This window comes from Comamonas sp. 17RB (genome assembly GCF_030056555.1).
GTDB lineage: Bacteria > Pseudomonadota > Gammaproteobacteria > Burkholderiales > Burkholderiaceae_C > Comamonas > Comamonas terrigena.
In genome coordinates this window covers 21749-33168 of the sequence record NZ_JASHHY010000002.1, presented here as the reverse complement: position 1 = coordinate 33168, position 11420 = coordinate 21749, and the positions used below count along the sequence as shown (strand labels likewise).

Annotated in this window: 9 protein-coding genes; 4 read left to right on the top strand and 5 right to left on the bottom strand. The window is 61.0% G+C overall.

The features are described from left to right. Window positions 1–125 precede the first annotated feature (125 nt). Together psrA and phnX are read left to right on the top strand one after the other, a co-directional pair. Entirely contained in the window at window positions 126–1217 is a 1092-nt protein-coding gene (gene psrA / locus QM470_RS03480) for an iron-containing alcohol dehydrogenase PsrA (protein ID WP_283338223.1), read from the top strand. A gap of 167 nt (window positions 1218–1384) precedes the next feature. Continuing rightward, window positions 1385–2272, top strand: coding sequence for a phosphonoacetaldehyde hydrolase (gene phnX, locus QM470_RS03475; protein WP_283338222.1), 888 nt, complete (start codon window positions 1385–1387; stop codon window positions 2270–2272). Between the two features lie 198 nt (window positions 2273–2470). On the opposite strand, the gene QM470_RS03470 is transcribed toward phnX, so the two are convergent. Both QM470_RS03470 and QM470_RS03465 read right to left on the bottom strand, forming a co-directional pair. Further along, the gene (locus QM470_RS03470) at window positions 2471–3415 is read right to left on the bottom strand and encodes a tripartite tricarboxylate transporter substrate binding protein (RefSeq protein WP_283338221.1); all 945 of its coding nucleotides are present in this window, start codon (window positions 3413–3415) and stop codon (window positions 2471–2473) included. A 289-nt stretch (window positions 3416–3704) separates the two neighbouring features. Further along, window positions 3705–4076, bottom strand: coding sequence for a hypothetical protein (locus QM470_RS03465; protein ID WP_283338220.1), 372 nt, complete (start codon window positions 4074–4076; stop codon window positions 3705–3707). Here QM470_RS03465 and QM470_RS03460 point away from each other — a divergent pair. Beyond that, entirely contained in the window at window positions 4075–4374 is a 300-nt protein-coding gene (locus tag QM470_RS03460) for a putative quinol monooxygenase (RefSeq protein WP_283338219.1), read from the top strand. The genes QM470_RS03465 and QM470_RS03460 overlap by 2 nt on opposite strands. A 320-nt stretch (window positions 4375–4694) precedes the next feature. Then, complete coding sequence (locus QM470_RS03455) at window positions 4695–7571, top strand: RNA 2'-phosphotransferase (protein ID WP_283338218.1); 2877 nt, start codon at window positions 4695–4697, stop codon at window positions 7569–7571. A 235-nt stretch (window positions 7572–7806) separates the two neighbouring features. Here the strand turns inward: QM470_RS03455 and QM470_RS03450 are convergent, their stop codons facing one another. From QM470_RS03450 to QM470_RS03440, 3 genes are all read right to left on the bottom strand, one after another. Continuing rightward, entirely contained in the window at window positions 7807–8583 is a 777-nt protein-coding gene (locus tag QM470_RS03450) for an SDR family oxidoreductase (RefSeq protein WP_066534102.1), read from the bottom strand. A 231-nt stretch (window positions 8584–8814) separates the two neighbouring features. Next, window positions 8815–9666 carry an S-formylglutathione hydrolase gene (gene fghA, locus QM470_RS03445; RefSeq protein WP_283338217.1) on the bottom strand — a complete coding sequence of 284 codons (852 nt, stop codon included), beginning with the start codon at window positions 9664–9666 and terminating at the stop codon, window positions 8815–8817. Between the two features lie 326 nt (window positions 9667–9992). Next, entirely contained in the window at window positions 9993–11108 is a 1116-nt protein-coding gene (locus QM470_RS03440) for an S-(hydroxymethyl)glutathione dehydrogenase/class III alcohol dehydrogenase (RefSeq protein WP_066534098.1), read from the bottom strand. Window positions 11109–11420: the final 312 nt, after the last annotated feature.

Genomic DNA, 11420 nt, shown 5'->3' with positions numbered 1-11420 from the left:
ACGGTGCGCTCTCGCGCCGTAACGCAAACCCTTCACATCTAACACCCGCTCACCTCGCTCTGTCTGCACTGGCCCGCCAGTGCGGCAGGCCGGTCTCACCCTGAATTTTGCAAAGGTCATCTCCCGTGTGGACTTATCACAACCCCGTGCGCGTCACTGCCGGCAACGGCAGCCTCAACCAGCTGCCCACGCTGCTGGCGGGCCGCAGCTGCCTGCTGGTCACTTTTCCGGAGGCTGACAGCCTGGGCCTGGTGCAGCGCGTGCGCAGCCTGATCGGCGCCCAACTGCGCGGCGTGATCGACACCATCCAGCCCAACCCCGATGTGCACTGGCTGGCCCCGCTGTACGAACAGGTGCAGCGTGAACATGCCGATGTGCCGGTCATTGTGGCGCTCGGCGGCGGCAGCGCCATCGATTCCGCCAAGGCGCTGCTCTGCGCCACGCCCGGCGGCCGCTTTGCCGAACTGCTGGCCGTGCTGGAGCAGGGCGGTCAGCTGCCTGCCTCTGCCGCCCACAAGGCGCTGATCGCCATCCCCACCACGGCCGGCACCGGCAGCGAAGTCACGCCCTGGGCCACCATCTGGGACCAGGCCGGCAGCCGCAAGCATTCGCTGCACCAGCACTGCACCTGGCCGGAAGCAGCCCTCATCGATGCCGAGCTGATGGCCAGCCTGCCCGCAGGCGCTACGCTGGCGGCGGGGCTGGATGCGCTGTCGCACGCGCTGGAATCCATCTGGAACGTGCACCGCAACCCCGTGTCCATGGCGCTGGCCGTGCAATCGGCCCGCTGCACCCTGGCCACCTTGCCGGCGCTGATGCAGGACCTGGGCAACCTGCAGCTGCGTGCCGACATGGCCCAGGCAGCGCTGCTGGCCGGGCTGGCGTTTTCCAACACCAAGACGGCGCTGGCGCATTCGCTGTCCTACGACATCACCTTGCAGCACGGCGTGCCGCACGGCATTGCCTGCTCGTTCAGCCTGCCGCTGGTGCTGGACATGGCCCTGGGTGCCGACCCGGTGGCCGACGCTGCGCTGCTCTCCATCTTTGACGCCATGACCCCGGCGCTGGCCAGCGAACGGCTGCGTGCCTTTTTGCACCAGCTGGGCGTAGCCACCGACCCCGCCCACTACGGCGTGGCGCCCGCTGCCTGGCAGGCCATGGTGCACAAAGCCGCCAGCGGCCCGCGCGGGCGCAACTTCATCCGCCCGCTGGCCTGACCCTGTCCCTGACCTTTTCCGTGCTGCGCTGACCGCCATGTCCCCCACCTCCACCTTGCCGCTGGCCGCGTACTGTCCCGCCCGCACCAATGTGCATGCGGCCCCGGCGGGCGGCCGTGCAGCCTTCTCCCTGTTTGCCTTCCTCTTTGTTTTTCAGGAGCTTCGCCATGAACCCCACCACATTGACCCCATCCGCCACCTTCAACGCAAGCTGCGCCGCGGCAGCAACCGGCTCCGCCGCCGACTTGGCGCCGCTGCAGGCCGTCATCTTTGACTGGGCCGGCACCCTGGTGGACTTTGGCTCGCTGGCCCCCACGCAGATCTTTGTGGAAGCCTTTGCCACCTTCGGCATCACCATCACCCTGGCGCAGGCGCGCGGTCCCATGGGCCTGAGCAAGTGGGACCACATCCACCAGCTGCTGCAGGACGCCAGCATCGCCGCCCAATGGCACACCGCCTTTGGCCGTGCGCCCGGCAATGATGATGTGGACGCCATCTACGCCCGCTTCATGCCCATGCAGATCGCCAAGGTGGGCGAGTTTTCGGCACCCATCGACGGTGCGGTGGAGCTGCTGCCCTGGCTGCGCGCCCGGGGCCTGAAAGTGGGCTCCTGCTCGGGCTACCCGCGCGAAGTGCTGAACCAGTTGCTGCCCCAGGCCGCTGCCGCCGGCATTGCCCCCGACCATGTGGTCGCCGGTGACGAACTGCCTGCCGGGGGCCGCCCCGGCCCCTTCATGGCGCTGGCCAATGTGCTGGCCCTGGGCATTGGCGATGTGCGCGCCTGCGTGAAGGTGGACGACACCGTGCCCGGCATCGACGAAGGCCTGCGCGCCGGCATGTGGACCGTGGGCCTGAGCCTGTCGGGCAATGAAGTGGGCTACAGCATGCAGGAATACGCCCAGGCCCCGCAGGACGAAGTGGACGCCCGCGTGGCCGTGGCCGAAGCCAAGCTCAAGGCGGCCGGAGCCCACTACGTGGTGCGCAGCGTGGCCGAACTGCCCGCCGTGCTGGCCCAGATCGCCGCCGCCATGCGTGCAGGCAAGACCCCGGCCTGAAGGCTGGCAGACGGCGCGCGGCACCCGCTGCGTAGGGTCCTGAACAGGCTGCTGGTGGGGCAGGGGAGTGGCGGTGTGCCGCTCACACCCCCAATACCTTCTACATCCAGGGCGCAGGGTGTAGGGTGCCGCCCAGTCCCACACCCTAGCCTGGGCCGTCACACCGAGTTGGCCCGTTCGGGCTGCGACGCGGGTGAATCAGTTCGGGTAGTTCGGATTGACGATGGGCAGGTTGGCCGACTTGGCCGCTTCCCGCATTTGCGGAATCGCCTCCACCAGTTTCTGCCGGTATTCGGCCCCGCTCAGCGCCACCGGGTCAATGCCAATGCGGGCAAAGGCTTCCGCAATTGCCGGTGTCTTCATGATGGCCAGCACCGTCTGCTCCATCCGGTCGCGCAGCGCCTTGGGTGTGCCCTTGGGAAAGGCCATGCCCATCCACGAATCGGCCGTGATGTTGTGCCCCTGCTCCTGGATGGTGGGCACCTCCGGCAGTTCCACCCAGCGCATGGGGCTGGCACTGGCAATCATGCGCAGCTTGCCCGCCTGGATATGCGGCAGCACATCGGACGGATTCAGCACGCTGGCATCCACTTGCCCGCCCAGCACCGCACCAATGGTTTCCGGGCCGGATTTGTAGGTGATCTCTTCAAACTTGCCGCCGGTCTGCTTGGCCAGCTCCATGAACGGCGTGCTGTTGGGAAACGCGGGGGACGAATAGAACACCCCCTTGCCGGTTTTGGAGGCCGCAATCAGGTCGGCAATATTCTTGTACGGTGAATCCGCCCGCACCACCATGCCATAGCGGTAGCGCGCCACACCGGCTATGTACTCAAAATCATCCAGCTTGTAATCCAGCTTCATGATTTGGGGCGACAAGGTCATGCTGGTATAGCTGGCCAGGCCCAGCGTATAGCCGTCGGGCTTTTGCTTGGACAGATAACCCACGCCCAGCGTCCCCTGGGCGCCGCCCTTGTTCACGGGAATCACCGGCTTCTTCAATACCTCTTCCATCGCCTTGCCAATGGTGCGCGCCGTCACATCGGTATTGCCGCCCGCCCCAAAGTTGATGACGAAATTGATCTCCTTGGCCGGGTACCCCTCTGTATTGGCCCAGGCCGGTCCGGCAGAAAGCAGTGCAGCCATGGCCACCGGTGCGCAGCAACGGCGCCAGCGTGCAGCGCGGGAAAAACCGGGAAACAAGGCAGTGCTCAATACAGTGTGCAAACGGCGCATGGCAAGACTCCAGAGGTGAATGAAACCGTGGCCCATGTCCAGTTGGACCAGGCCGGAATCTCAGTGGATGCGCAGCAAGAATGGGGGAGCGGGAAAGGCAATCCACCGATGGCCCCATGCTCTGTGCGCCCCCCAACTGCTGCTGTCATTTTTTGGACAGCGCAGCCCATGCAGGCCGCCCGCACCAGATAGGGACGCATCAGCTTTTGCGTGCAGCCGTCAATACCTGCAAGGCCTGGCGCAGATTGCGGCGCTGCAGCACCCGCTGCGGTCTAGGGAAAACGGTATGCGTGTTTTCCTGAGCCTTTTTATCGATGCATACGGCAGTGTTTCTTCTGCTGCGCACGCTCACCAGAAACGGCACATGCCATACCCGTTTGCCATAAGTAGCACTGCCCACGCGCAGGCAGAACAAGCTAAATATCCATAGGCATTTGCAATCCACGCGACAGGCCCACAGCCAGTTGTAAGCTTGTGTTACGTATGCTGGTCTAGGATGGCTGGCACTAAATAGTGACCGCCAAGTACCACCCCGTTTAGGACTGACGCTCACCCCTTTGGAGATTGCCATGCTGTTGATCGTGGGCACCGTGCGCCTGCCGCCCGAAAACCTGGAACGCGCCAAGCCCGTGATGGGGGCCATGGTGCAGGCCTCACGCGCCGAAGCTGGCTGCCTGGAATATGTCTATGCCGAAGACCTGTTTGTGCCCGGCTTGATTCATGTGAAGGAACGCTGGACCGACCAGCCTGCGCTGGATGCGCATTTTGCATCGGCCCATATTCAGCAGTGGCGGGCAAGCTGGGAAGGACTGGGGATTGGGGAGCGGAATTTGAAGGTGTATGAGGTGAGTGAGCCTCGGATTACATAATTCAATAAGTATCGGCTTGTGATTAGTTGACGTCGGTTTTTCTGGGGTAGATTATTTTTTCTATGCAGCGTTTTTATTTGGGATATAAAAAGGCATGTACGAAATCTGCCAGATTCCGGTCGTTCATTAATGATGCCCTAACCAAAAAATGTCCAAAGCTTAAAATTCTACCTCGGACCTTTTTTCTGCTACAGCGCACGATAAAAGAGTGGCTGCTTGCAAAAATAAAGCTAGGTCGCCTAAGTGTGGATGCTATTTTCTTACCCATCAATGGGATAGTCAGTGTAATTTCAGCGATTTAAAATAATAGGAATATAATTATGCGAGCAGATGAAATAGAAAAAGAAGTCAATGTATGGGCGCCAGAACTCGCAGATAGTTTGAATAAGCTTGCATACCTTGGGTCAGAGTCTTCAGTTAAATGGCTCACTGATTCTGAATGGGCGCCCAAGCTGAAAATAATTATTCGACAAGATGGGTACGCGATTGCGGCCGAGATGTGGCGTCATGTGCTTAGGGATTCTGTATTTCTTTCGACACCTGCACTCCTCCTAATACTCGAACACATGCGCAGAAATCCTGCCGGTATGGGAGGTTCACTAGCAATGCTTGGACTTGAGTTTTCTAAGTCGTTAGCAAACGTTGCTTATAGAGTTGCTGATGCGCTGCATGATGGTGCCAAAGATAGTTTTGCCGGTGATGAAATCGATGTAGCCATTGCGAGATTTCAAACAGCACTTTCAGAGTTTCGATTCGCAATTGAGAGTCAGTTGCTTTCGGACAGAACGAGGCGAATAGCTACCGGAAAGTACGCGACTGCAGTTGCGATGACCGGTCGCTGGATTAACGTGCCATCTGAGGCTGTCTCAAGAGCCTTGCAATACTCCCAAGACTCGATGAATCTTGGAAACTTGCAGCCCGAGACACTTGTATATCGACTGGAGCTCTTAGTTTTGCAGTTTGATCAAACTGGTAATAATCAGCTATTGCGAGATGCGCTAGAACTCCTATCGGCGAATCGGAAGATAGCGGAAGGAACGGAGCTTGCCGAGGCAGAGGCACGGTTCCGCCTTGCACAGCTTTCTGTGCCTGAGGGCAGAGATGCTAGACGTTACCTTGAGGCAACGGAAAAACTCCTCGCGAGGTTTCGCCCAAAGAGCGGAGTGGAAGAAGCTCGCCTCAGTATTCTCACCACCCTAGCTGCAGAGGTTAAGCAGGGGCGGTTAGCTGCATCAGCTAGATCAATGGCGGTTCCGAAAGGGTTACTTGCTTTAATGGCTACTGAGCCATCGTTCGAGCTTTGGGAAACCATCAGGAGAGTGATTAATGGATTAGAAGTTCAGAGAAAGAATAGAGGATGGGTGCCCGCAGCAGTGCTTAGTACCCGCTTCCTGCGCCAGATGGTCGATGGGCCAGCGGAGTTACTTGGAAAAGATGACCTTTCTCGTTATGTAGAAATCACGGGTTGGCTATCTGATAAGGCTTCATGGAACAGACACGCTCAATGGGAAGCAGGAGCTGCGGCGCTGTCTGCGGCGAAACGAACGGGAAATATGGGCCTAGCATACCGGGCGCAGGAGATTTTTGAAGGGCTTGCCGCTAGCCATTCGACCTGGCCACTGCCGCGAATCGGTATAGCGCGAGTGCGAGACTACCTAGTCGGCAACTCAGGTGAGGGGGCATTGTCCGCTGATGATAGCTGGCGTGAGGCCGCAAAACTTGCGCTGAATTCAGCCGTTTACGCACGATCTAATTTAGGCGGACGTAATGAGGTTTTTGCAGTTGCAGACGCAAGAGGATTTCTATCTGAAACATTTGTCTTCAAGCGAACAACCGAAGCCAAAGCTGTACATGAAAAATCGATGCTGAATGCGCTGCGAGATGAAATTTCTCAGTTAGGTGATACAAATAAATTTGAAGTGCCTCGGTCGCTTGCTATCGTCGAGCTTCCATCAGTCGATGATCGACGATGGGTGCATGTATCTCAGCGAGCTGCTGGGCGATTGGTGAGCGATATGAACACTGAGGATGTATCAGCTGTACTAGAGCCGATCGTTGACCTGCTAGCAGTCTTCCATCGGGTTGCTGGGAGCCCCGCCGCAGGAAAGTCTGCGTGGCGCTCGTTGAAGGAATATCTCAAGATGTGGTCAAGAACCTTATTCGAGCAGGAACAGGCTGATCGCTTTGTTGAGTCTTTGCGCGGCCTCTTTCCAGGGGCCCTTCCACTGGTAAGGAAGCGAGATGGTCATGCATCCAACTGGCTCGTGGACCCCGCTGGACGAGTCGTGGCCATTGATCTGGAGTCCGTCGATTTCGTGCCCATTGGGTACGACGTTGCTCAATTAATTGAAGACAATGCCCTAGTGCAAGCTGACCGAGATGGCTGGCATAGGCGGCTTGCAATCATGACGCGTTACCTGGAAGGCATGAAACAGGAACTCAGCGACACGGCCTTGACCGCTGCATACGGATGGTTTGCTCTTACCCGTGCATTACGCTTAGGGACCGAGAAAGAAGCAGGTAAGCAATTGCGGCGCCACGCGCGCGAGCTGTGCGGAATGCTGGTGGAGTTCGGAGATGATGCAACCAAGGGGTTGGCTCGTGAGTTACTTCTTGCGCTTTCGCGTGTTGAGCATTCAGACACAGCTGAGTCAGTTCCGAGTCATGACCATCGAAGGCTAAGCAAGGCAATGGCATACCTGCTTCGTCACCACGGTCCGACTAAAGGTGTACAGGTCGATAATGCTGGGTTCGCATCGATGGATGAGCTAGCGTTGGCTCTCGGAGTGGATTCGAGCAAGTTGTTAGCTGTAGCAGAGCATCCCGGAGAGCCCAGATTCGAGATACGAGATGACAGTATTAGAGCCCTCTACGGCCACTCCCTAAATGTGATCGTTGATGTCGGCATTAGAGTTGGCGTTCCGACTTGCCTATACCATGGTTCTAGCTGGTCAGCGCTGGACTCAATCGCGCGTGACGGATTGATTTCGATGCAGCGGCGCGTGGTCCATTTGACGAACATCGTTGAAGAAGCCATGGCAGTGGGCCTACGCAAGGGGGCTGCCATCGTCCTTGTGGTTGCTCAAAGTGAAGATGAAGAACCTGTTGCTGAGGGCATCTGGGTTTCATCGAAGGTTTTGCCTCACCGTCTATCCATCGTGAATCCGTTTGCTGAAGAGGCAGGCAGAGCTCGGTGAGCGCAATCTGTGTTTCGCGTCGTAGGTACTTCAAAAACTCATCTCTTCACCGGTTGCATGCTATCCAGAGCACTTGGTATTGTTAGATCCCACTTTGATCTGTATCGACGGCTTGGGAGCAGGGAGGGGCATCGATCGGTTGAATCCGCAGCCTGAAGCCGTACTTAGAACGGATAGCTGGTGCCATTTAGGCAAATGCAGAATATTCCGTAATGTTCGGCTTTTTTCTATAAGTTCACCCCCGCCCCACAAACGGCATCTTGGTCGCCATCACCGTGTGAAACAGCACATTGGCTTCCAGCGGCAGATTGGCCATGTACAGCACGGAGCGGGCCACGGTGTGGGTGTCGATCATGGGCTCCACCGCAATGGTGCCGTTGGCCTGGGGCACGCCCTTGGCCATGCGCTCGGCCAGTTCGGTGACGGCGTTGCCCACATCGATCTGGCCCACGGCAATGTTCCAGGCGCGGCCGTCCAGGGAGGCGGTCTTGGTCAGGCCCATGACCGCATGCTTGGTGGCGGTGTAGGCGGCCGAGTTGGGGCGTGGCGCGTGGGCAGAGATGCTGCCGTTGTTGATGATGCGACCGCCCTGGGGGGACTGGTCGCGCATCACGCGGAAGGCCTGTTGCAGGCAATAGAACATGCCGTTGAGGTTGGTGTTGACAACATCCTGCCAGTCGGCGGCCGACCAGTCCAGGAACGAACCCGGTGGGTTGCCGCGCCCGGCGTTGTTGAACAGCAGGTCCACGCGGCCCCATTGCGCCACGGTCTGGGCAAACAGCTGCTGCACGGCGGCGGCGTCGGTCACATCGGTGGGCACGCACAGCACGCGGTCGGCGGCTTCGTACTGGTCTTGCGCGGCCTGGCGCACTTCTTCCAGCATGGCCAGGCGGCGCCCGGCCAGCGCCACATGCCAGCCGTCGCCCACCAGGGCCAGGGCGGTGGCTTTGCCGATGCCGGAACCGGCGCCGGTGACAACGGCAACTTTGCGGGTGGGGCTGAGGGTGGGCATGCAGTTCTCCTGATGGGGTGAGGGTGGTGTTGTGGTCGATTGTAGAAAGCGGAGCGCCGCGCTGGGCGGTGGCGGGCCGTGGTGGCGTCGCATTGGCGGCATATGACTTGCTGCCCGTGGCATGCCGCATGGCTGCGGCAGCCAGCGCAGCGCCGTGGCAGAGCGGGCACAAAAAAGCCGCCAACAGGCGGCTGGTGGCAATGCGGCGCGGGCCGCACGGCGTCAGTCCGTTCAGGCCTGCAATTGCTGCGCGTGGTGGCGCAGGTGGTCGTCGATAAAGGTCTGGATGAAGTAGTAGCCGTGGTCATAGCCCGCGTGGCGGCGCAGCGTGAGCGGTTGGCCCAGCTGGGCGCAGGCGGCTTCCAGCGCTTCGGGCAGCAGTTGCTTCTCGATCAAGAATTTGTCGGCCAGGCCCTGGTCGACCAGGATGCCGGCCGGGTAGGGCGGCTTGCCCTGGCTTTCCATCAGGCGCGTGGCGTCATGCTGGGCCCAGGCTGCCTGGTTGGCGCCCAGGTAGCCGGCAAAGGCTTTCTGGCCCCAGGGGCAGTTGACCGGGTTGGCAATGGGCGCAAAGGCCGACAGGCTTTTGAACACACCGGGGTGGCGCAACGCCAGGGTCAGCGCCCCGTGGCCGCCCATGCTGTGGCCAAAGATGCCCAGGCGCTGGGTGTCGATGGGCAGGTGGCGGGCCAGCAGCGGCAGCAGCTCCTCAATCAGGTAGCTTTCCATGCGCCAGTTCTGTTCCCACGGGGCTTGCTGGGCGTCCAGGTAAAAGCCGGCACCCACGCCAAAGTCCCAGCTGTCGGATTCGCCGGGCACGTTGGCGCCGCGCGGGCTGGTGTCGGGCGCAATCAGGGCAATGTTCAGCTCGGCCGCCAGGCGTTGGGCACCGGCCTTGGTCATGAAGGTTTCTTCGGTGCAGGTCAGGCCGGCCAGATACAGCACGGCGGGCACTTTCTCGCCCGCCACGGCCTTGGGCGGCAGGTAGACCGAGAACTTCATCGGCAGGCCGATTTCGCGCGAATCGTGCTGGTAGTAGCGCTGCGCGCCGCCAAAGCAGGCGTGGGCGGATTTGAGTTCCATGGGTGACTCCTTGAACGGTGGCCGCGCAAGCGCTGAGGGCGCTGCAGCGGCGGCTTGTTGGATGCGTGGGGTCTGCGTGCAGACGGTGGGCCGGGCGGAGTGCCGGAGCTGGGTCACGCTACGGTGGTGTGCGGTTTGCGCGGGTCGTGCTGTTGTGCATGTTGGCGCGCTCAAGCTACGCCATTCACGCCATCCACATCGAGTGCCCGGCTGTCTGCATCCCGCAGACCCCACCTCACGGGAAGACCGCAGCCGGGTGCGTCAGGGCATGTGTCCCAGATGGAAGCATGCAGGGCGCACCGGGGCTGCGTAGCTGGGTGACCGCCTTATTCCGCGTAGTTGACCACCGAGCGGATCGACTTGCCTTCGTGCATCAGGTCAAACGCTTCGTTGATCTTGGCCAGGCCCATGGTGTGGGTGACAAACGGCTCCAGCTGGATCTTGCCGGCCATGGCGTCTTCCACCATGCCGGGCAGTTCGCTGCGGCCCTTCACGCCGCCGAAGGCCGTGCCCAGCCACTTGCGGCCGGTCACCAGCTGGAAGGGACGGGTGGAGATTTCCTGGCCCGCACCGGCCACGCCGATGATCACGGATTGGCCCCAGCCGCGGTGGGCGCATTCCAGCGCGGCGCGCATGACCTGGGTGTTACCGATGCACTCGAAGCTGTGGTCCACGCCCCAGCCGGTCATCTCCACAATCACCTGCTGGATCGGCTTGTCGAAGTCCTTGGGGTTGATGCAGTCGGTGGCGCCAAAGGTCTTGGCCAGATCGAACTTGCCGGGGTTGGTGTCCACGGCAATGATGCGGCCGGCCTTGGCCAGCTTGGCACCCTGGATCACCGCCAGACCGATGCCGCCCAGGCCGAACACGGCCACGGTGTCGCCTTCTTGCACCTTGGCGGTGTTCTTGACGGCGCCCAGGCCGGTGGTCACGCCGCAGCCCAGCAGGCAGACCTGCTCGGGGTTGGCGTCGGGGCTGATCTTGGCCAGCGACACGGCGGCCACCACCGTGTATTCGCTGAAGGTGGAGCAGCCCATGTAGTGGTAGATGGGTTCGCCGTTGTAGCTGAAGCGGGTGGTGCCGTCGGGCATCACGCCCTTGCCCTGGGTGGCGCGCACGGCCACGCACAGATTGGTCTTGCCGCTCTTGCAGAACAGGCATTCGCCGCATTCGGCGGTATACAGCGGGATCACATGGTCGCCGGGCTTCACGCTGGTCACGCCTTCGCCCACTTCCACCACAATGCCGGCGCCTTCATGGCCCAGCACGGCGGGGAAGATGCCTTCGGGGTCGTCACCGCTCAGGGTGAAGGCGTCGGTATGGCAGACACCGGTGTGGGTGATCTTGACCAGCACTTCGCCCTTCTGGGGCGGGGCCACGTCGATCTCGACGATTTGCAGGGGTTCTCCGGCTTTGAAGGCAACAGCGGCGCGGGATTTCATGGGACAGGTCTTTCCAGAAGGGGGAGCAGGGCAGTGCCACAGGGCGGGCGCGGCGCCGCCTGTACAGCAGGGGGATGGCCGGGCGCCGGGCGCAGTGCACTGGCGAAGCTCCGACTGTAGGGCATTCGCAGGCAAAGCCCAGCCCCCGGCGGGCCGTATGGCCGGTGGCGCAGGCTTTATGTCCGCATATGGCAGTGATATGGCGGTGATACGGCGGTGATGGCCGCTGTGGCAGCCATCGGCATTGGTGCCGCTGTTGCCGCTGGCGCCGTGGTTGCCGCCATGGCGGATGCAGCGGTTGCTGCGGTGGTG

Excerpts from the sequence above, each read along its gene's own strand:
- phnX (WP_283338222.1), top strand. The coding sequence starts at position 1,385 with ATGAACCCCACCACATTGACCCCATCCGCCACCTTCAACGCAAGCTGC.
- QM470_RS03470 (WP_283338221.1), bottom strand. The coding sequence starts at position 3,415 with ATGGCTGCACTGCTTTCTGCCGGACCGGCCTGGGCCAATACAGAGGGG.
- QM470_RS03460 (WP_283338219.1), top strand. The coding sequence starts at position 4,075 with ATGCTGTTGATCGTGGGCACCGTGCGCCTGCCGCCCGAAAACCTGGAA.
- QM470_RS03465 (WP_283338220.1), bottom strand. The coding sequence starts at position 4,076 with ATGGCAATCTCCAAAGGGGTGAGCGTCAGTCCTAAACGGGGTGGTACT.
- QM470_RS03455 (WP_283338218.1), top strand. The coding sequence starts at position 4,695 with ATGCGAGCAGATGAAATAGAAAAAGAAGTCAATGTATGGGCGCCAGAA.
- QM470_RS03450 (WP_066534102.1), bottom strand. The coding sequence starts at position 8,583 with ATGCCCACCCTCAGCCCCACCCGCAAAGTTGCCGTTGTCACCGGCGCC.
- fghA (WP_283338217.1), bottom strand. The coding sequence starts at position 9,666 with ATGGAACTCAAATCCGCCCACGCCTGCTTTGGCGGCGCGCAGCGCTAC.
- QM470_RS03440 (WP_066534098.1), bottom strand. The coding sequence starts at position 11,108 with ATGAAATCCCGCGCCGCTGTTGCCTTCAAAGCCGGAGAACCCCTGCAA.